Below are 20,275 nucleotides of genomic sequence, written 5' to 3'. Positions count from 1 at the left end.
CGGAGGGCTCGGCGCCGGAGAAGCGGGTTTTACGCCGTTTCGATCGTCGGGAAGCTTTTAACGAGTTCGTCGAGCGCCTTGAGCTGGGCCAGAAACGGCTCCAGCTTGTCCAGGCGCAGGGCGCAGGGACCGTCACATTTGGCGTTGTCCGGATCCGGGTGGGCTTCCAGAAACAGACCGGCCAGGCCCTGACTCATCCCGGCCTTGGCCAGATCGGTCACCTGGGCGCGACGACCGCCAGCGGAGTCGGAGCGACCGCCCGGCATCTGCAAGGCGTGGGTCACGTCGAAGAACACCGGGTATTCGAACGATTTCATGATGCCGAAACCGAGCATATCGACGACCAGGTTGTTGTAACCGAAGCTCGAACCACGCTCGCACAGGATCAACTGATCGTTCCCCGCTTCCACGCACTTGGCGAGGATGTGCTTCATCTCGTGAGGCGCGAGGAACTGGGCTTTCTTGATGTTGATCACGGCGCCGGTCTTGGCCATGGCCACGACCAGGTCAGTCTGGCGGGACAGGAAGGCCGGCAACTGAATGATGTCGCAGACTTCCGCCACGGTCGCGGCCTGATCAGGCTCGTGCACGTCGGTGATGATCGGCACGCCGAAGGCTTGCTTGATGTCCTGGAAAATCCGCATGCCTTCTTCAAGGCCCGGACCACGGTACGAAGTCACCGAAGAACGGTTGGCCTTGTCGAAGCTGGCCTTGAACACGTAGGGAATGCCGAGCTTCTCGGTCACTCGCACGTATTCTTCACAGACCTGCATCGCCATGTCGCGCGACTCCAGGACGTTCATGCCGCCGAACAGAACCATAGGCTTGTCGTTGGCGATGTCGATCGAGCCGACGCGGATGATTTTCTGTGCCATGTGATAAATCCCTGTCAGCCGTTCTTCTGGTGTTGAGCAAGCGCTGCCTTGACGAAACCACTGAACAACGGGTGGCCATCGCGGGGCGTAGAGGTGAACTCGGGGTGGAACTGGCACGCCACGAACCACGGATGGTCAGGAGACTCGACCACCTCAACCAGCGCGCCATCGCCGGAACGACCGGAGATTTTCAGACCGGCTTCGACCAGTTGCGGCAGCAGATTGTTGTTCACTTCATAACGGTGACGATGGCGCTCGACGATGACGTCGTTTGCGTAGCAATCGTGCACCAGCGAACCCGGCTCCAGCAGACACTCCTGGGCGCCCAGACGCATGGTGCCGCCCAGGTCCGAGGTCTCGGTGCGGGTTTCGACAGCACCGGTGGCGTCTTCCCATTCGGTGATCAGACCGACGACAGGATGCTGGCTGGCGCGATCGAACTCGGTGGAGTTGGCGTCTTTCCAGCCCAGCACGTTACGGGCGAACTCGATGACCGCCACCTGCATGCCCAGGCAGATCCCCAGGTACGGCACCTTGTTTTCGCGAGCGAACTGCACCGCCGTGATCTTGCCCTCGACGCCACGCAGACCGAAGCCGCCCGGGACGAGAATCGCGTCAACGCCTTCGAGCAGGCCGGTGCCCTGGTTTTCGATGTCTTCGGAATCGATGTAGCGCAGGTTGACCTTGGTGCGGTTGCTGATGCCGGCGTGACTCATCGCTTCGATCAGCGACTTGTACGCATCGAGCAGCTCCATGTACTTGCCGACCATTGCGATGGTGACTTCGTGTTCCGGATTGAGCTTGGCGTCGACGACCTTTTCCCACTCGGACAGGTCGGCGCTGCCGCACTGCAGACCGAAGCGCTCGACGACGAAATCGTCAAGGCCCTGGGAATGCAGGATGCCCGGGATCTTGTAGATGGTGTCGGCGTCTTCGAGGGCGATGACCGCACGCTCTTCAACGTTGGTGAACTGCGCGATCTTGCGGCGCGACGAGATGTCGATCGGGTGGTCGGAACGGCAGACGAGCACGTCTGGCTGCAGGCCGATCGAACGGAGTTCTTTCACCGAATGCTGAGTCGGCTTGGTCTTGGTCTCGCCCGCGGTGGCGATGTACGGAACCAGTGTCAGGTGCATGAGCATGGCGCGCTTGGCGCCCACTTCGAAACGCAGCTGACGGATCGCTTCGAGGAACGGTTGCGACTCGATATCGCCCACCGTGCCGCCGATTTCGACCATGGCGACGTCGGCATCGCCGGCGCCCTTGATGATGCGACGCTTGATTTCGTCGGTGATGTGCGGGATCACCTGAATGGTCGCGCCCAGATAATCACCACGGCGCTCTTTGCGCAGGACGTGTTCGTACACACGGCCGGTGGTGAAGTTGTTGTTCTGGGTCATGGTGGTGCGAATGAAACGCTCGTAGTGACCCAGGTCCAGGTCAGTTTCAGCGCCGTCGTGGGTGACGAACACCTCACCGTGCTGGAACGGACTCATGGTGCCGGGGTCGACGTTGATGTAGGGGTCCAGCTTGAGCATGGTGACCTTAAGTCCCCTCGCCTCCAGGATGGCCGCCAATGAAGCCGAGGCGATGCCTTTCCCCAATGAAGAAACAACACCGCCCGTGACGAAGATGTAGCGCGTCATGAAAAACCCTAGAAGTCTGCGTTAAAGCGGTCAGAGCCGCCGGGGAAAGCGAAGGAAGGCCGAAGCCCCCGACAACCTGCGTGTATCACTGCGCATTTTCGAATCTGTCGCGCCCAAGTCAACGACCGACCTTGAAAAGGTCTGTCCGTGGCTCGCCACATTTTTGAGAATCGCCCAGTAAAGACTGGCTGGTAATCGGCAACTTGCATCGTTCCGAAAGGATCGACATAAGCTGTATCAAGAAGGGAGCGTAGTCTACCGGAAACGCCCATTCAGCTCAAACTTTGGTCATTCGTCGGTGGCAACCAGTGCAATCGCCAGTCGCCACGGGGGCTGGCGTCCAGTCCCGGCAGGTTTGCCACGGCCAATAACTGCTCGCCGCGGTACAACAGCGGCAATCGGCCGCGCAGAAACACCGGCACGCCCTTCTCGTTGAGCAGCCTTTTCAGGTCTCGACGTCCACGGTCCGGTACATCGAAGGTTTCGCCGCCCTGGCGGTAGTGCACGTGCAGACCGCCCGCCGGCGCAGCGCCGAGGATCTGCAGCATGCCGTTGCCAGGCAGCGTGAGGGGTTGCGAGGCCAGGGACCAGTGTTGCGAGCCGGCGACGTTTTTCAGCCAGATCCCCGACAGCCACCAGATGCGCCCCTCGGCACGGTGCATCTGACCCTCGGCCAGTCGCCAGATCGGCCGACCGTCCGGACCGGCATCGCGCAACGAGTCCCAGCCCGCCCAGTGATCGGTATCGGGCAATCGAGTGAGCGGCGCCAGCCAGTGGCGCAGTGCATTGCGTTGCCGGGCAGGAGACAGCGCTTCGAGCGGCGCGAGCTCAATAGAAGGCATGTCCAGCCAGGGCCAGGGGCACGGGGTATCGGCCAAAGCCAGATCCTGCACCGCCAGTTCGTCCAGCAACTGCTGGGCTTCGGCCAGATGCCCGGCGCTGCGGGCCATGCTCGCAATCGCTTGCGGCCAGCGGCTCGTCACCAGCGGCAGCACATGGCTGCGCAGGTAGTTGCGCGAAAAACGGCTGTCTTTGTTGCTCGGGTCCTCGATCCAGCTCAAACCCTGTTCCCGGGCATAGGCCTCGAGGGTCGCGCGGGATTCGTCCAGCAGCGGCCGAAGCAACTGCCCTGCGCCCAAAGGACGCTGCGCCGGCATGGCGGCCAGTCCGCGCACCCCGGCGCCACGCAGCAGTCGGAACAGCAAGGTTTCAGCCTGATCGTCACGGTGCTGGGCCGTGAGCAGCACCTCGCCGGGCCCCAAGGTTGAGTTGAATGCGGCGTAGCGAGCGTCGCGTGCCGCTTGCTCAAGGCTTGCACCGGGGCGCACCTGGACGTCGATGACCTGCATCGGCACGCCCAGAATCTGGCACATCTGCCGACAATGCACCGGCCACGAGGCCGCCACAGCCTGAAGGCCATGGTTGACGTGAACAGCGGTCAGAGGAGGAAGCGCGTGAACCCTGGCCAGTTCGGCCAGCAGGTGAAGCAGGACAGTGGAATCGAGCCCACCAGAGAAAGCGACCCGCCAGCCGGCTGCATCACGCCAGGGTTCAAGGCGTGACAGCAGACGTCTGGAGAGTAAGAGTGCGATGCTGTCCGGTTTGCTCATGCTGGTTAACCCTGCTTAAAGCTCGCCGGACCGGGAGCGTCACCGGGTTCGGTGACGCTTTTCATGCAGAAAGGTCCGGTTAAAGGCCATAGCTCATCAGGCGGTCGTAACGGCGGGCCAGCAGCGCGTCGTTATCGAATTTCTGGAGCATGCTCAGTTGGCTGCTCAATTCTTCGCGGATCAATGCAGCGGCAGCGGCCGGGTCACGGTGCGCGCCGCCCAGTGGCTCGTTGATCACCTTGTCGACGATGCCCAAGCCCTTCAGGCGCTCGGCAGTGATGCCCATCGCTTCGGCGGCGTCCGGCGCCTTCTCGGCGGTTTTCCACAGAATGGAAGCGCAGCCTTCCGGCGAGATCACCGCGTAGGTCGAGTACTGCAGCATGTTCAGTTGATCGCACACGCCAATGGCCAATGCGCCGCCCGAACCGCCTTCGCCAATCACGGTGGCAATGATCGGGGTTTTCAATCGCGCCATTACGCGCAGGTTCCAGGCGATGGCTTCGCTCTGGTTACGCTCCTCGGCGTCGATGCCAGGATAAGCGCCCGGCGTGTCGATGAAGGTCAGAATCGGCATCTTGAAGCGCTCGGCCATTTCCATCAGGCGGCAGGCCTTGCGATAGCCTTCAGGACGCGGCATACCGAAGTTGCGGCGAACCTTTTCGCGTACTTCTCGCCCCTTCTGATGACCGATCACCATCACCGGCTGGTCGTTAAGACGGGCAATACCGCCGACGATAGCGGCGTCGTCGGAGAAGTGGCGATCGCCATGCAGCTCGTCGAACTCGGTGAAGATGTGTTGAATGTAGTCCAGGGTGTACGGACGACGCGGATGACGCGCCATGCGCGCGATCTGCCAACTGGTCAGGTTGCCGAAAATGCTTTCGGTGAGCGTATTGCTCTTCTCTTGCAGTCGAGAGATTTCGTCGCCGATGTTCAGCGAGTTGTCATTGCCCACCAGACGCAGCTCTTCAATCTTGGCTTGCAGGTCAGCAATCGGCTGTTCGAAATCCAGAAAATTCGGGTTCATAGGCATCCGTCTTGGGTCGACGGCCAAGAGGCCGGCCGGTTGATCCGATAAGCGCCCTACCTTAATGGAGCGGGCGCCTTTCGGTCGAGTTTAAAGTGTCGAGTCGCAAATGTTGAGCTGATCGGTGTCAGCGATACTGCAGGAAGACGTTCTCTCGTCCGAACTGGTCACGCAGCGCCTGAATCAGGCTGTCTGCGGGATCGATCCGCCACGCTTCGCCGAACTGCAGCAGTGCCTTGGCTTCCTGCCCGGTGTAGTCGAGGGTGATCGGGCATGCGCCGCGGTGCTTCTTGCACAGCTCGCCCAGCCAGCGCAGCCGGTCGCCCTTGAGCGCTTCGGCACGCACGTTCAGGCGCAGACTCTCCGCCAACCCGGTGCGCGCTTCTTCCAGGCTCATCACCCGTTTGGCGCGTAACCGCAGGCCGCCGGAGAAATCATCGGTACTGACCTCCCCTTCCACCACCACCATCGCGTCGGTTTGCAGCAGCGACTGGGCGGCCTGGAACGAATCGGCAAAGAGCGACGCTTCGATACGCCCTGAACGGTCGTCCAGGGTGATGAAGCCCATCTTGTCGCCCTTTTTGTTTTTCATCACCCGCAGCGCGATGATCAGACCGGCAATGGTTTGGGTTTCCCGCGAGGGCTTCAGATCAACAATACGTTGGCGCGCGAAGCGGCGGATCTCACCTTCGTATTCGTCGATCGGGTGGCCGGTCAGGTACAGGCCCAGGGTTTCTTTCTCGCCACGCAGCCGTTCCTTGAGCGTGACCTCTTTGGCGCTGCGATGGTTCGCGTAAACGTCGGCGTCGGCTTCGACGAACAGGCCGCCGAAGAGATCGGCATGGCCGCTGTCGTGACTGCGCGCGGTCTGCTCGGCCGCCTGAATGGCTTCTTCCAGCGCGGCCAGCAGGACGCCGCGATTGCGATCAATGTTGGCTTGATACTGTTTCGGTTCGTCATAGAAGAACGGGCCGAGACGGTCCAGGGCACCACTGCGAATCAGGCCATCGAGGGTGCGCTTGTTCACGCGCTTGAGGTCGATGCGGGCGCAGAAATCGAACAGATCGGCAAACGGGCCTTCCTGACGCGCTTCGGTGATCGCTTCCACCGGGCCTTCGCCGACGCCCTTGATCGCACCGAGGCCATAGACGATACGGCCGTCGTCGTTCACGGTGAACTTGAATTCGGAGTTGTTCACGTCCGGCGCATCCAGGCGCAGTTTCATGATCCGCACTTCTTCGATCAAGGTCACGACCTTGTCGGTGTTGTGCATGTCCGCTGAAAGCACCGCCGCCATGAATGGCGCCGGGTAGTGACGCTTGAGCCAGGCAGTCTGGTACGACACCAGCCCGTAGGCCGCCGAGTGCGACTTGTTGAAACCGTAACCGGCGAATTTCTCTACCAGGTCGAAAATGTTACCGGCCAGGTCCGGGTCGATATTGTTGGTCTTGCAGCCCTCAATGAAACCGCCGCGCTGCTTGGCCATTTCCTCGGGCTTCTTTTTACCCATTGCACGACGCAACATGTCCGCGCCGCCGAGGGTGTAGCCGGCCATGACCTGCGCAATCTGCATCACCTGTTCCTGGTACAGGATGATGCCGTAGGTCGGCGCAAGCACCGGCTTGAGGCCTTCGTACTGGTAATCGACGTGGGGGTACGACAGCTCCGCACGACCGTGCTTGCGGTTGATGAAGTCGTCAACCATGCCCGATTGCAAAGGACCGGGGCGGAACAGCGCCACCAGTGCGATCAAGTCTTCCAGGCAGTCAGGCTTGAGCTTTTTGATCAGCTCTTTCATGCCGCGGGATTCAAGCTGGAAGACGGCCGTGGTTTCGGCGCGCTGCAGCAGCTCGTAAGTCGGCATGTCGTCCAGCGGGATGAACGCGATGTCGAGGGGTTCTTCGTCGACCTTGGCGCGGTCGCGGTTGATCGTCTTCAGTGCCCAGTCGATGATGGTCAGGGTGCGCAGACCGAGGAAGTCGAACTTCACCAGACCGGCTGCCTCGACGTCATCCTTGTCGAACTGGGTGACCAGGCCGCCGCCCTCTTCATCGCAGTAAATCGCCGAGAAGTCAGTCAGTTTGGTCGGCGCGATGACCACGCCGCCGGCGTGCTTGCCGACGTTACGCACAACGCCTTCGAGCTTGCGCGCCATTTCCCAGATTTCCGCCGCTTCCTCATCCACCTTGAGGAAGTCGCGCAGGATCTCTTCCTGCTCGTAGGCTTTTTCAAGGGTCATGCCGACTTCGAAGGGGATCATCTTCGACAGACGATCGGCCAATCCGTAGGACTTGCCCTGCACCCGCGCCACGTCACGGACCACCGCCTTCGCGGCCATGGAACCGAAGGTGATGATCTGGCTGACCGCGTTGCGACCGTATTTTTCGGCCACGTACTCAATGACCCGATCGCGACCGTCCATGCAGAAGTCGACGTCGAAGTCGGGCATGGAAACCCGCTCGGGGTTAAGGAAACGTTCGAACAGCAGGTCGTATTCCAGCGGGTCGAGGTCGGTGATCTTCTGCACATAGGCCACCAGCGAGCCGGCACCCGACCCCCGGCCCGGACCCACCGGCACGCCGTTGCTCTTGGCCCACTGGATAAAGTCCATAACGATCAGGAAGTAACCGGGGAACCCCATCTGGATGATGATATCCAGCTCGAAATTCAGGCGGTCAACGTAAACCTGTCGCTTGGCCTCGTAGTCCGGCGTGGTCTCTTTCGGCCAGAGCACTGCAAGGCGCTCTTCCAGCCCCTCGAAGGACACCTTGCGGAAATACTCGTCGATGGTCATGCCATCGGGGATCGGGAAGTTGGGCAGAAAGTGCGTGCCCAGCTTGACGTCGATATTGCAACGCTTGGCGATCTCGACGGTGTTGGCGAGGGCGTCCGGCAGATCGCTGAACAGCTCAGCCATCTCCTCCGCGCTCTTCAGGTACTGCTGGTCGCTGTAGTTGTGCGAGCGGCGCGGGTCGTCCAGCGCCCGGCCTTCGCCGATGCACACACGGGTCTCGTGGGCTTCGAAATCTTCCTGCTTGATGAAACGCACGTCGTTGCTGGCGACCAGCGGCACGCCGTGGCGCTCGGCCAGGGCGACGGCGGCGTGCAGGTGCTCTTCATCATTGATGCGGTTGGTGCGCTGGACTTCGATGTAGAAGCGGTCCTGGAAAACCGTCAGCCACTCTTTCAGCAACTCATCGGCTTCCGCCGGGTTGCCGCCGAGCAGGGCCATGCCGATCTCGCCTTCCTTGGCCGCAGACAGGGCAATAAGCCCTTCGCTGGCCTCGGCCACCCACTCGCGCTCGATCACCACCAGGCCATTGCGCTGGCCATGCATGAAGCCTCGGGAAATCAGCTCTGTGAGGTTGAGGTAGCCTTTGGGGTTCATCACCAACAGGCTCAAACGGCTGAGCGGTGCATCGCGGTCACGCCCGGCCAGCCAGACGTCGGCGCCACAGATCGGCTTGATGCCCGCGCCCATGGCCGCTTTGTAGAACTTCACCAGCGAGCACATGTTGTGCTGGTCGGTCACCGCCACGGCCGGCATGTTCATGGCCGTAAGCGCCTTGACCAACGGTTTTACACGGACCAGACCATCAACGAGGGAGTATTCGGTGTGCAGGCGTAGATGAACGAAAGAAGCCGGCATGGGTGATCCTATGGTGCACAAAAAACGAAGGCCGGATTGTACCGGCCATTCAGAAAAACATCAGCCCGCGATCAACTGAGTGGCAGCGACATAAAACCGGTGGAGACCATCATGTCCCGTGCAGCCCAGGCCTGACGGACCGGACCGAACGAACGCCGATGAATCGGCGTAGGCCCCAGCCGCGCCAGTGCTTCGAGGTGCACGGCGGTGGGATAACCTTTATGGCCGCCGATGCCGTAGCCCGGATAAAGCAGCTCCATGCGCGCCATTTCCCGGTCGCGACTGACCTTGGCCAGAATCGAGGCGGCGGCAATGGCCGGCACGTGAGCATCGCCCTGAATGACCGGCGCGCTGGGCACCGACAGCTGCGGGCAGCGATTGCCGTCGATCAGCGCCAGCTTCGGCGTGATGATCAAGCCTTCTACCGCGCGCTTCATCGCCAGCATGGTGGCGTGAAGAATATTCAGCTCATCGATCTCTTCGACCTCGGCCCGCGCGATGTGCCAGCACAGCGCTTTCTCGCAGATCTCGTCGAACAGTCTTACGCGCTTGGCTTCGGTGAGCTTCTTCGAATCGTTCAGGCCCAGAATCGGACGCTTGGGATCAAGAATGACAGCCGCAGTGACAACGGCGCCACACAGTGGGCCGCGGCCGACTTCGTCGACACCGGCGACCAGATCCTCGACAAGATTGAAGTCCAGACCCATTTGCATTGATTGCCTGCTCATTGTGAAGGCGTTGCGCCAATCAGGTTCAACACCGCTTCGGCGGCCTGATTGGACGCATCGCGACGCAAGGTTCGGTGAATCGCGTCGAAGCCAGCCGTCTGTGCGTCGCCGTTATCCAGCAACGGCAACAGCGTCTGCGCCAGAGCTTCGGCGGTCGCCGCGTCCTGCAGAAGCTCCGGGACCAGCAACCGCTGGGCCAGCAAGTTCGGCAGCGACACGTACGGGCTTTTCACCATCCGCTTGAGTATCCAGTAAGTCAGTGGCGCCATACGATAGGCAACCACCATCGGTCGTTTGTACAGCAACGCTTCCAGGGTCGCTGTGCCGGAAGCGATCAGCACGGCATTGCACGCGGCCAGCGCCACGTGGGACTGGCCGTCGAGCAGGGTGAGCGGAAGATCGCGGCCTTGCAGAAGTTGCTCAATCTGTTCACGGCGCTGAGGGCTGGCGCAGGGCAGCACGAAACGGATGTCGGGGCGCGCGGCCAGCAGGCGCTCGGCTGCGTCAAAAAACAGCGCACCGAGGCGTCCGACTTCGCCACCGCGACTGCCCGGCATCAATGCAACCACCGGGCCTTCGCCCAGGCCAAGTTCCGCACGCGCGGCCCGTTGATCCGCCTGCAGCGGAATGGCGTCGGCCAGCGGATGCCCGACAAAGCGCACCGGCACGCCCTTCTCTTCGTAAAAACGAGCTTCGAACGGCAGGAGGGTCAGCATCAGGTCGCAGCCTTCGCGGATTTTCAGGACACGCTTCTGCCGCCACGCCCACACCGAGGGGCTGACGTAATGTACGGTCTTGATGCCGGCCTGACGAAGCTTGAGCTCGATAGTGAGGGTGAAATCCGGCGCGTCGATACCGATGAACACGTCCGGCTTTGCGTCGATGAGGGTCTGAATCAGCAACTTGCGCCGGGCGAGCAGCTCTTTGAGGCGACCCAGCACCTCCACGAGGCCCATGACCGACAGGCGCTCCATCGGAAAATACGACGTCATGCCCTGGGCTTCCATGAGCGGCCCGCCGACACCGATGAATTCGGCGTCCGGATGCCGCGCCTTGATCGCACGCATCAAGCCGGAGCCGAGAATGTCGCCGGAGGCCTCTCCGGCCACCAGCGCAATACGCAAGCGAGCCATGGTCAGCGGGTGATGCCGCGAGTCGAAGACTGGATGGACGTGAGGAACAGCTCGACTTCGGGGAACTGCGCAGCGGGTTCGCTCAGCTCGACGATCGCCTGTTCCACGGTCAGGCCCTGACGGTAGACGGTCTTGTAGGCGCGGCGCAGCGCATGAATCGCTTCCTCGGAGAACCCCCGACGACGCATGCCTTCGAAGTTCATGCTGCGGGCTTCGGCCGGGTTGCCAAACACGGTAACAAACGCCGGAACGTCCTTGCCGATGGCAGTGCCCATGCCGGAAAAGCTGTGCGCGCCGATGTGGCAATACTGATGCACCAGGGTAAACCCGGACAGAATGGCCCAGTCATCCACGTGCACATGACCGGCCAACGCCGTGTTGTTGACCAGAATGCAGTGATTGCCTATGACGCTGTCATGGCCGATGTGCGCGTAGGCCATGATCAGGTTGTGGTCACCCAGGGTGGTTTCCGCACGGTCCTGAATGGTGCCACGGTGGATCGTCACGCCTTCGCGGATGACGTTGTGGTCACCGATTACCAGACGCGTCGCTTCACCTTTGTATTTCAGATCAGGCGTGTCCTCACCTACCGAAGAAAACTGGTAGATGTGGTTGTGTTTACCGATCTTGGTCGGGCCGCGCAGGATCACATGCGGACCGATCACTGTACCCTCGCCGATTTCCACACCAGGTCCGACGATCGACCACGGGCCGACCTCCACATTGTCGGCCAGCACGGCCGTCGGATCGATGATTGCGCGAGAGTCAATCAAACTCATAGTTTGCGTTCCGCACAGATGATTTCAGCCGAGCACACCGGCTTGCCATCAACCGATGCCTGGCACTCGAACTTCCAGATCTGCCGCTTGCAGCTCAGGAACTTCGCTTCGAGGATCAGCTGATCACCCGGCAGCACGGGCTGGCGGAAGCGCAGCTTGTCGGAGCCGACGAAGTAATACAGGGTGCCATCGGCAGGCTTCACATCGAGCATCTTGAAACCCAGGATGCCGGCAGCTTGAGCCATGGCCTCAATGATCAGCACGCCAGGCATGATCGGGTGCTGCGGAAAGTGACCGTTGAAGAAAGGCTCGTTGATGCTGACGTTCTTGTAGGCACGAATGCTCTTGGTCTCGACATCCAGCTCCACCACACGGTCCACAAGCAGGAACGGGTAACGGTGCGGCAGATATTCGCGGATTTCGTTGATGTCCATCATTTCGAAAGGAAGCCTGTAGTAAAGAGTGGGAGGGCGCGACTAACGCGCGTCACTCCTCTAGCAAATCAAGGAGGCAGTTTATCGGCTGTGCACGCTTGATAAGAAAAAGGTATCAGCCATCAGATGAAGCTTTACCGCCTGAGGTCACTGCCTCGACAATCTTTTCCAGGTGCTGCAGGCGTCGCGCCATGTCGTCGAGATGACGCATGCGTGCCGCGCTCTTGCGCCACTCCGCAGCCGGCTGCATCGCCGTCCCCGAAGAATACGAGCCGGGCTCGGTGATCGACCGGGTGACCATGGTCATGCCGGTGACGAAAACCCCGTCGCAAATCTCGATATGCCCCACCAGCCCTACACCGCCGGCGAGCATGCAATGCTTGCCGATCTTCGCGCTGCCCGAAATGCCGACACACGCGGCCATGGCCGTGTGATCGCCGATCTGGACGTTGTGGGCGATCTGAATCTGGTTATCCAGCTTCACGCCATTGCCGATACGGGTGTCATCCATGGCGCCGCGGTCGATGGCGGTGTTGACGCCAATCTCGACATCGTCACCGATGGTCACGCCGCCGATCTGCGCGATCTTCTGCCAGACGCCTTTCTCGTTGGCGAAACCAAAACCTTCACCGCCCAACACCGCACCGGACTGGATCACCACACGCTGCCCGATACGGACGTCGTGATACAGCGTGACACGGGGGGCAAGCCAGCCGCCCTCGCCGATCACGCTGCGCGCACCGATGAAGCACTGCGCACCAATGGTCACGCCCGCCGCAATCCGTGCGCCGCTCTCGATGACCGCATAAGCGCCGACGCTGGCCGCCGGGTCGACGAACGCGCCTGCGGCCACTACGGCAGTCGGGTGTACGCCGACGGCAGCTTTGGGCTTGGGATCGAACAGATGGGAAATACGGGCGTATGCAAGGTAAGGATCAGGCACCAGCAATGCGTCGGCGGCGTATCCTTCCGCATCCGCCGGCTTGAGCAGCACGGCAGCGGCCTGGGTGGTCGCGAGGAATTTTCGGTACTGAGGATTGGCCAGAAAACTGACCTGATCAGGACCGGCTTCCTGCAAGGTCGCCAGTCCTGTGATTTGCTTGTCCGCCGGGCCACGCAGGGTGGCGCCGAGGAACTCGGCCAATTGGCCGAGTGTGATGGTCGCGGTCATTAACTTACTTCAGCTGATTCATGCGCTCGATAACCTGGCGAGTGACGTCATATTGCGGCTTGACGTCAATCACGGCACCGCGCTCGAACACCAGGTCAAAGCCGCCTTTCTTGATGACTTCTTCTACCGCCTGGTCCAGCTTCGGCTTGAGTTGCTTGAGCATGTCGCGGTCAGCGACTGCCTTGGCTTCGTTCAGCTCTTTAGACTGAAACTGAAAGTCACGGGCCTTTTGCTTGAAGTCCAGCTCCAGACGCTCGCGCTCAGGCTGGGCCATTTTGTCGCCACCGGCGACCAGACGATCCTGAATGCCTTTGGCGCTGCTTTCCAGAGCCTTGAGTTTGGTCAGCTGGGGACCGAATTTCTTCTCTGCATCCACGGCGTACCGTTTGGCTGCGTCGGATTCGAGCAGGGCCATCTGGTAGTTCAGTACTGCGATTTTCATGTCAGCAAATGCCGGGCCTGCGATCAGAACCGTTGCCAGCAATGCCAATTGGGTCAACTTACGCACGATGTAACTCCTACAGAATCCGTTTTCGTTAGCAGTGATCAGACCCTTAGAAGGTCTGACCGAGAGAGAATTGGAAGACCTGGGTTTCGGTGCTGTCGTCCGGTTTCTTGACCGGCATCGCCAGGGCAAAACTCAACGGACCCAGTGCAGTCACCCACGTCACGCCGACACCGACGGAGCTCGCCAGGCCGGAGAGATCAGGGCCGTTGCATTCGACTTTTTGTTTGTCGAGCGTGGTCTTCTGCGAGCCGCAGTTGGTGCTGAACGTATTACCCACATCCCAGAACAGCGACGTGCGCAGCGAACGTTGATCCTTGATAAACGGAAGCGGGAACAGGATTTCTGCGCCACCGGTGATCAGGACGTTACCACCGAATGGCAGTGGATCTTGATCCGGGTCTGCCAAGGTACCTTTTCGATCGTTGGCTTGACTTGGCGTGCTGCGCGGACCGAGCGTACTGTCCTTGAAGCCGCGAACCGAGTTGAAACCACCGGCGTAGTAGTTCTCGTAGAACGGCAGACCAGACGTGGAACCATAACCGTCGCCATAACCAAGCTCCGAGTGCAGGCGCAGGGTGTAGTTGTTGGTGATCGGGTGGAACAGCTGACCGCGATAATCAAGTTTGTAGAACGACAGGTCGCTGCCCGGAATGGTGGTTTCCAGGGTCAGGCTCTGGGAGCTACCACGGGTCGGCAACGTGCCTTTGTTGAGTGTCGACTCGGACCAGCCCACCGACGCCTTGAAGTTGGTGAAGCTGTCGCCTTCCTTCTCGATGAAGTCGAAGATCTCATCAACGGTGTATTTACCGGTGCTCAGCTCATCCTTCTGTACCGACAGGCCGAAGTTCAGGCGAGAAGTCTCGCTGATCGGGTAGCCCATGTTGATGCCGGCACCCAGGCTGTCAACCGAATAGCTCGCTACGTCGACGTCAAGGTCGTCGTAGTCGGTCTTGCGGTAGAACGCGCTGTAGCCAAGGCTCACACCGTCCGGTGTGAAGTACGGATCGACGTAGCTGAAGTTGTAACGGGTCTGATATTCGCTTTTGGTCAGGCCGATGCTGACCTTGTTACCCGTACCCAAGAAGTTGTTCTGGCTGATGGAGCCACCAAGGATCAGACCCGCGCTCTGCGCAAAGCCGACACTGGCGGTGATCGAACCGGACGCCTGCTCTTCAACGGCGTAGTTCACGTCTACCTGATCGTCGGTTCCAGGCACCGCCGGGGTTTCAACGTTCACTTCCTTGAAGAAGCCCAAACGGTCAAGACGGGTCTTGGACTGGTCGATCAGGTAAGTGGAGGCCCAGCCGCCTTCCATCTGACGCATTTCGCGACGTAGCACTTCGTCTGCTGTCTTGGTGTTGCCACGGAAGTTGATGCGGTTGACGTAAGCACGCTTGCCCGGATCGACGACGAAAGTGATATCGACCGTGTGGTCTTCATCGTTCGGGGTCGGCACACCGTTGACGTTGGCGAAGGTGTAACCCTCGTTACCCAGACGGCGGGTGATCAGCTCGGAGGTGGTGGTCATCACCTTACGGGAGAACACCTGGCCCGGCTTGACCAGCAGCAGCGATTTGACCTGATCTTCAGGGACCTTGAGGTCACCGCTCAGCTTGACCGACTTGACGCTGTACTTCTCGCCTTCATGAATGTTGACGGTGATGTACACGCTCTTCTTGTCGGGCGTGATGGATACCTGAGTCGAGGCGATATCCATGTTGATATAGCCGCGGTCGAGGTAGTACGAACGCAGACGTTCCAGGTCACCGGAAAGCTTCTCACGGGCGTACTTGTCGTCGTTCTTGAAGAACGAAAGCCAGTTGGTGGTCTTCAGTTCGAACAGATCCACCAGATCGTCTTCAGGGAAGACCGAGTTGCCCACCACGTTGATGTGCTGGATGGCGGCAACTGCGCCCTCGTTGATGTTGATCTTCAGACCCACACGGTTACGCGGCTGCGGCACGACTTCGGTGGCGACTTCTGCAGAGTAGCGGCCCTGTGCAACGTACTGACGTTGCAGCTCGTTGCGCACGCCTTCCAGCGTTGCACGCTGGAAAATCTCGCCTTCGGCCAGACCCGACTGCTTCAGACCCTTCATCAGGTCCTCAGTGGTGATCGCTTTGTTGCCTTCGATCTCGATACTCGAAACCGACGGACGCTCGACAACTGTGATGACCAGGACGTTGCCGTCGCGGCCCAGCTGGATGTCCTGGAAAAATCCGGTTTTGAACAGCGCGCGAGTTGCGTCGACAAGACGCCCATCATCGGCCTGTTCACCCACGTTCAACGGCAGCGCGCCAAACACGCTGCCGGCGGAAACCCGCTGCAGACCGTTGACACGGATATCGGAGATAGTGAAGGACTCGGCGTGAACTTCGGCGATCATCAGTACGGCAAGAACCGCAGTTAGCAGCAGACGTTTCATGAAGTCCTTTCTTATTCCAACTGGCAATAAACAAACTGCCGCAAAATGCGGCAGATTCACAATTCGGCGTAGCTTTTACAGTCGTCCCAGATCGTTGACCAGTGCGAGCAACATCACTCCAACCACCAGACTGATACCGATCTGAACCCCCCAGCCCTGCACCTTCTCTGACAGTGGTCGACCACGCGCCCACTCGATCAGATAAAACAGCAAGTGCCCCCCATCCAGCACGGGTATGGGCAGCAAATTGAGAACACCCAGGCTTATGCTCAGATAAGCGAGGAAATTCAGGAAGTCACCTACGCCTGACTGGGCCGAAGCGCCCGCCACTTTAGCAATGGTTATCGGTCCGCTCAAGTTTTTTACCGAGAGCTCGCCGAACAACATTTTCTTCAGCGAATCGAGCGTGAGCACGCTCATGGTCCAGGTACGCCGCGCGCCTTCTGCCACGGCGGCTACAGGGCCATAGCTCACCTCGCGCAACATCTCCGGCGGCCAATCCACACCTTTCACGCCCGCACCCAGATACCCGGTCGCCGCAGCGCCTTCGCCCCGTGTAACCAGATCGACAGGCACATTCAGCTGAGCGCCGTCACGCTCGACGCGCACGGAAATCCGCGTGTCGGGATGGACACGAACCCAGTCCACGACCTTCTGCCATTCGTCGACAGGCTCGTCATTAAGGGCCAGCAGACGGTCACCGGTTTTAAGACCTGCGGTTTGTGCAGGGCCTTTCGGATCGAGCTCTGCCAGAACCGGCGGCAGGGCTGGACGCCATGGACGAATACCCAGCGAACGAATAGGGTCCGGCTCGGCTGCGCCCTTGAGCCAGTCGTTGAGCACCAGCGAACGTGGGGTTTCCATGTCAGAACCCTGCTCGCGAACCTTCAACGCGATGCTGCCGCTCTCACCCAGGCGACGCACCAGTTGCAGGTTCACGCCGGCCCACCCGGTGACGGCTTCGCCATCCACCGAGACAATTTCCTGACCGGAATTCAGCCCGGCCTTTTCCGCAATACTGCCTGGCTCGACACCGCCCACGACGGGCCGAACCTGCTGGCTGCCCAGCATGGCGAGTACCCAGAAAAATACAATCGCCAGCAGAAAGTTGGCGACCGGGCCGGCAATCACGATAGCGATACGCTGGTAGACCGACTTGCGGTTAAAAGACTGATCAGCCAGCTCGGGGGGGACGTCGCCCTCCCGTTCGTCGAGCATTTTCACGTAGCCGCCGAGCGGAATCGCCGCCACGACGTATTCGGTGCCCTTGCGATCACTCCAGCGCAACAACGGCATGCCAAAGCCCACCGAAAAACGCAGGACTTTGACGCCACAGCGGCGGGCCACCCAGAAGTGGCCGAACTCGTGAAACGTCACCAGCACGCCCAGCGCAACCAGGGTGCCGACAATCATGTATAGCGCGCTCATCGCTGCTCTCCGGGTACCGATCTAGCGGTGCGTTGAAGCCCACATTGCCTGCGAATCATAAGAAACATTACTGCCTGAACCGACTGCCTAGCGACCATTGCGCCCTAGCCATTGCTCAGCCAGCGCACGCGCTCGCGCATCGATCTCGAAAACCGTCTCCAGCTCGGACACGGCGACGACGGGCTCGAGGTTCAGAACCTCGTCGATCATACTCGCGATTTCCGGGTAGCGAATGCGCTTGTCCAGAAACGCCGCGACCGCGACTTCATTGGCAGCATTCAGTACTGCAGGTGCACTGTCGCCCGCCTCAGCAGCTTGCCGTGCCAGACGCAGGCATGGGAAGCGCACTTCGTCCGGTGCCTCGAAGTCCAGCCGCGCGATGCTGAACAGATCCAGCGGCGAGACACCTGAGTCGATACGCTCGGGCCAGGCCAGCGCGTGGGCAATCGGCGTACGCATGTCGGGATTACCCAGCTGCGCGAGCACCGAACCGTCGACGTAATCGACCATCGAATGGATCACGCTCTGAGGGTGAATCACCACCTCGATCCGCGCGGGCGTCGTGTCGAACAGCCAACAGGCTTCGATCAGCTCAAGGCCCTTGTTCATCATGCTGGCGGAATCGACGGAAATCTTGCGGCCCATGGACCAGTTGGGATGGGCGCAGGCCTGATCCGGGGAAACGTGCTCCAGCTCGGCGAGCGGTGTCTGCCGGAACGGGCCACCGGATGCGGTCAGCAGAATGCGCCTGACGCCAACCTTCTCGAGACCGCTTTCGTAATCACGCGGCAAGCACTGGAAGATCGCGTTGTGTTCGCTGTCGAGCGGCAGCAGCACCGTCCCACTGCGACGAACAGCCTGCATGAACAAGGCGCCGGACATGACCAGCGCTTCCTTGTTGGCCAGCAGGACCTTCTTGCCCGCCTCGACAGCGGCCAGGGTCGGACGCAAACCGGCGGCACCGACGATCGCGGCCAGCACGGTATCCACCAGAGGGTGTGCAGACACTTCACAGAGCCCGCCCTCCCCCACCAGCACGCGGGTATCGAGACCCGCGGCGCGCAGGTCGTCCTGCAACTGCCGCGCGGCGGCTGTCGTCGGAACCACGGCGAATTGCGGGGTATGGCGAACGCACAACGCCAGCAGCTCGGCCAGACGCGTGTAGCCCGTCAGGGCAAACACCTGGTACCGCGACGGGTGCCGTGCGATGACGTCCAGCGTACTTAACCCGACCGAGCCCGTCGCGCCAAGCACGGTAATGAGCTGAGGCGTACTCACATCACGCCCCAGTCCTGGGCAGCCCAGAGCAGCAGTGCGAACACCGGAATGGCAGCGGTCAGGCTGTCGATGCGATCCAGCACACCACCGTGGCCCGGAAGCAGGTTGCTGCTGTCCTTGAGCCCGGATTTGCGCTTGAACATGCTCTCAGTGAGGTCACCGACGACCGAGATCAGCACGACGATCGCCGCGCACACCAGCGAGAAGATGATTTCGCCCAGCGACCAGCCGCGATAGACACCCACCGCCGCAGTGATCAGCAGGCACGCCGCCAGACCACCATAAAGGCCTTCCCAGCTTTTACCCGGGCTGACCTTCGGTGCCAGCTTGCGCTTGCCGAATGCCTTGCCGGAAAAATAGGCGCCAATGTCGGCACCCCACACCAGAATCATCACCGACAGGATCAGCCAGTTGCCCAGCGGCATTTGCTTGATCAGCACCAGACCCTGCCACGCCGGCAGCAGTATCAGCAAACCGATCAGCAGCTTGCAGATGGCACTGGACCAGTGCTCGCTGGACTCGGGATAGGTCAGCACCAGCCAGGTTGCCACCAGCCACCAGATCAGCGCCGCTACCAGCAACCAAGGCGCGAGGTCGGGCAACAGGTACAACAGAAACAGCAGCGCAGCGACCACCACGGCGTACAGAACGCGGGAAGATTGCGCCTCGAAGCCGGAGAGACGCGCCCACTCCCATGCGCCGAGCACGACGACTGCACCAATGAACAATGCAAAGCTGCCGCCTTCGAGCAGGAAGAAACCGCACAGGGCCAGCGGCGCAAGGATCAGCGCAGTGATGATTCGTTGTTTAAGCATTAAGCGCGGGCTCCAGCTTCTACCTGCTCGCTGGTTTTCCCGAAGCGGCGTTGGCGAGAAGCGAAATCGGCCAGCGCAGTGCGCATGGCATCGTGTTTGAAGTCCGGCCAGAACAGGTCGGAGAAATACAGCTCGGCATAGGCCAGCTGCCAGAGCAGGAAGTTGCTGATGCGGTGCTCGCCGCCCGTGCGGATGCAGAGGTCGGGCAACGGCAGATCGCCAGTGGCCAGGCACGTCTGCAGAAGCTCCGGAGTGATGTCGTCCGGCCGCAAGTGGCCTGCCTGAACTTCACGGGCCAGCCGCTGGGCTGCCTGAGCGATATCCCACTGACCGCCGTAGTTGGCGGCAATCTGCAAAACAAAGCGGCTGTTTTCAGCCGTGCGCTGCTCGGCTTCGCGGATGGCGGCCTGAAGCTCGGGATGAAACCGCGAACGGTCGCCGATGATGCGCAGACTGATGCCGTTCTCGTTCAGGCGCTTGGTTTCGCGACGCAGCGCCGTGAAAAACAACTCCATCAGCGCGCCGACCTCTTCCGCCGGGCGCTGCCAGTTCTCGCTGGAGAACGCGAACAAGGTCAGCACTTCGACCTTGGCCTCTGCACAGACTTCAATCACGGCACGAACAGCATCGACCCCGGCCTTGTGGCCCGCTACACCGGGTAGCAGGCGCTTTTTGGCCCAACGGTTGTTCCCATCCATGATGATCGCGACATGACGCGGCACCGATGCCGGCGCAGCCAGCTTTGTCTTATCCATGAAAGCTTCCCGGC

16 protein-coding genes are annotated in these 20,275 nt (G+C 60.7%); all 16 read right to left on the bottom strand.

Features of this window, described 5'->3' with window-relative positions; all coding sequences use genetic code 11:
- Positions 1-29: 29 nt before the first annotated feature.
- Positions 30-875: a 3-deoxy-8-phosphooctulonate synthase gene (kdsA, locus tag SLW74_RS01310; RefSeq protein WP_065989822.1), complete on the bottom strand. Its 846-nt coding sequence runs from the start codon at positions 873-875 to the stop codon at positions 30-32.
- A 14-nt stretch (positions 876-889) separates the two neighbouring features.
- The gene (locus SLW74_RS01305; RefSeq protein ID WP_192132158.1) at positions 890-2,521 is read right to left on the bottom strand and encodes a CTP synthase; all 1,632 of its coding nucleotides are present in this window, start codon (positions 2,519-2,521) and stop codon (positions 890-892) included.
- A gap of 272 nt (positions 2,522-2,793) precedes the next feature.
- Entirely contained in the window at positions 2,794-4,131 is a 1,338-nt protein-coding gene (gene tilS / locus SLW74_RS01300) for a tRNA lysidine(34) synthetase TilS (RefSeq protein ID WP_410927896.1), read from the bottom strand.
- Between the two features lie 79 nt (positions 4,132-4,210).
- The gene (locus tag SLW74_RS01295) at positions 4,211-5,158 is read right to left on the bottom strand and encodes an acetyl-CoA carboxylase carboxyltransferase subunit alpha (protein WP_065989826.1); all 948 of its coding nucleotides are present in this window, start codon (positions 5,156-5,158) and stop codon (positions 4,211-4,213) included.
- A gap of 127 nt (positions 5,159-5,285) precedes the next feature.
- The gene (gene dnaE / locus SLW74_RS01290; RefSeq protein WP_192132162.1) at positions 5,286-8,807 is read right to left on the bottom strand and encodes a DNA polymerase III subunit alpha; all 3,522 of its coding nucleotides are present in this window, start codon (positions 8,805-8,807) and stop codon (positions 5,286-5,288) included.
- A 71-nt stretch (positions 8,808-8,878) separates the two neighbouring features.
- Complete coding sequence (gene rnhB / locus SLW74_RS01285) at positions 8,879-9,520, bottom strand: ribonuclease HII (protein WP_410927895.1); 642 nt, start codon at positions 9,518-9,520, stop codon at positions 8,879-8,881.
- 11 nt (positions 9,521-9,531) lie between these two features.
- Positions 9,532-10,668 carry a lipid-A-disaccharide synthase gene (gene lpxB, locus SLW74_RS01280; protein WP_410927894.1) on the bottom strand — a complete coding sequence of 379 codons (1,137 nt, stop codon included), beginning with the start codon at positions 10,666-10,668 and terminating at the stop codon, positions 9,532-9,534.
- A gap of 2 nt (positions 10,669-10,670) precedes the next feature.
- On the bottom strand, positions 10,671-11,447 hold the full coding sequence (gene lpxA, locus SLW74_RS01275) for an acyl-ACP--UDP-N-acetylglucosamine O-acyltransferase (RefSeq protein WP_065989832.1): 777 nt from the start codon (positions 11,445-11,447) through the stop codon (positions 10,671-10,673).
- Positions 11,444-11,884 carry a 3-hydroxyacyl-ACP dehydratase FabZ gene (gene fabZ / locus SLW74_RS01270; protein ID WP_037014232.1) on the bottom strand — a complete coding sequence of 147 codons (441 nt, stop codon included), beginning with the start codon at positions 11,882-11,884 and terminating at the stop codon, positions 11,444-11,446. Before fabZ ends, lpxA begins: the two co-directional genes overlap by 4 nt.
- Positions 11,885-11,996: 112 nt before the next feature.
- On the bottom strand, positions 11,997-13,052 hold the full coding sequence (lpxD, locus tag SLW74_RS01265; RefSeq protein WP_410927893.1) for a UDP-3-O-(3-hydroxymyristoyl)glucosamine N-acyltransferase: 1,056 nt from the start codon (positions 13,050-13,052) through the stop codon (positions 11,997-11,999).
- Between the two features lie 4 nt (positions 13,053-13,056).
- Positions 13,057-13,560 (bottom strand): OmpH family outer membrane protein, encoded by a 504-nt coding sequence (locus SLW74_RS01260; RefSeq protein ID WP_037014235.1) that lies wholly within the window; start codon positions 13,558-13,560, stop codon positions 13,057-13,059.
- A gap of 46 nt (positions 13,561-13,606) precedes the next feature.
- Positions 13,607-15,985: an outer membrane protein assembly factor BamA gene (gene bamA / locus SLW74_RS01255; RefSeq protein WP_122622963.1), complete on the bottom strand. Its 2,379-nt coding sequence runs from the start codon at positions 15,983-15,985 to the stop codon at positions 13,607-13,609.
- A 75-nt stretch (positions 15,986-16,060) separates the two neighbouring features.
- A complete protein-coding gene (rseP, locus tag SLW74_RS01250; protein ID WP_410927892.1) occupies positions 16,061-17,413 on the bottom strand; it encodes an RIP metalloprotease RseP in 1,353 nt (450 codons plus the stop codon).
- Between the two features lie 87 nt (positions 17,414-17,500).
- A complete protein-coding gene (ispC, locus tag SLW74_RS01245; RefSeq protein WP_192132175.1) occupies positions 17,501-18,691 on the bottom strand; it encodes a 1-deoxy-D-xylulose-5-phosphate reductoisomerase in 1,191 nt (396 codons plus the stop codon).
- Entirely contained in the window at positions 18,688-19,506 is an 819-nt protein-coding gene (locus tag SLW74_RS01240) for a phosphatidate cytidylyltransferase (protein WP_410927891.1), read from the bottom strand. The genes ispC and SLW74_RS01240 overlap by 4 nt, the downstream gene beginning before the upstream one ends.
- A complete protein-coding gene (uppS, locus tag SLW74_RS01235; protein WP_065989844.1) occupies positions 19,506-20,261 on the bottom strand; it encodes a polyprenyl diphosphate synthase in 756 nt (251 codons plus the stop codon). The genes SLW74_RS01240 and uppS overlap by 1 nt, the downstream gene beginning before the upstream one ends.
- Between the last annotated feature and the right edge of the window lie 14 nt (positions 20,262-20,275).

It is taken from the genome of Pseudomonas sp. W5-36 (assembly GCF_046540455.1).
Taxonomy (GTDB): domain Bacteria; phylum Pseudomonadota; class Gammaproteobacteria; order Pseudomonadales; family Pseudomonadaceae; genus Aquipseudomonas; species Aquipseudomonas graminis_B.
This window is presented reverse-complemented; position numbering and strand designations above follow the sequence as displayed.

What these genes read in the sequence shown, in the direction of transcription:
- fabZ (WP_037014232.1), bottom strand. Translation starts at nt 11,884, where the DNA reads ATGATGGACATCAACGAAATCCGCGAATATCTGCCGCACCGTTACCCG.
- uppS (WP_065989844.1), bottom strand. Translation starts at nt 20,261, where the DNA reads ATGGATAAGACAAAGCTGGCTGCGCCGGCATCGGTGCCGCGTCATGTC.
- tilS (WP_410927896.1), bottom strand. Translation starts at nt 4,131, where the DNA reads ATGAGCAAACCGGACAGCATCGCACTCTTACTCTCCAGACGTCTGCTG.
- lpxB (WP_410927894.1), bottom strand. Translation starts at nt 10,668, where the DNA reads ATGGCTCGCTTGCGTATTGCGCTGGTGGCCGGAGAGGCCTCCGGCGAC.
- bamA (WP_122622963.1), bottom strand. Translation starts at nt 15,985, where the DNA reads ATGAAACGTCTGCTGCTAACTGCGGTTCTTGCCGTACTGATGATCGCC.
- dnaE (WP_192132162.1), bottom strand. Translation starts at nt 8,807, where the DNA reads ATGCCGGCTTCTTTCGTTCATCTACGCCTGCACACCGAATACTCCCTC.
- rseP (WP_410927892.1), bottom strand. Translation starts at nt 17,413, where the DNA reads ATGAGCGCGCTATACATGATTGTCGGCACCCTGGTTGCGCTGGGCGTG.
- lpxD (WP_410927893.1), bottom strand. Translation starts at nt 13,052, where the DNA reads ATGACCGCGACCATCACACTCGGCCAATTGGCCGAGTTCCTCGGCGCC.
- rnhB (WP_410927895.1), bottom strand. Translation starts at nt 9,520, where the DNA reads ATGCAAATGGGTCTGGACTTCAATCTTGTCGAGGATCTGGTCGCCGGT.
- SLW74_RS01240 (WP_410927891.1), bottom strand. Translation starts at nt 19,506, where the DNA reads ATGCTTAAACAACGAATCATCACTGCGCTGATCCTTGCGCCGCTGGCC.
- SLW74_RS01295 (WP_065989826.1), bottom strand. Translation starts at nt 5,158, where the DNA reads ATGAACCCGAATTTTCTGGATTTCGAACAGCCGATTGCTGACCTGCAA.
- SLW74_RS01305 (WP_192132158.1), bottom strand. Translation starts at nt 2,521, where the DNA reads ATGACGCGCTACATCTTCGTCACGGGCGGTGTTGTTTCTTCATTGGGG.
- lpxA (WP_065989832.1), bottom strand. Translation starts at nt 11,447, where the DNA reads ATGAGTTTGATTGACTCTCGCGCAATCATCGATCCGACGGCCGTGCTG.
- kdsA (WP_065989822.1), bottom strand. Translation starts at nt 875, where the DNA reads ATGGCACAGAAAATCATCCGCGTCGGCTCGATCGACATCGCCAACGAC.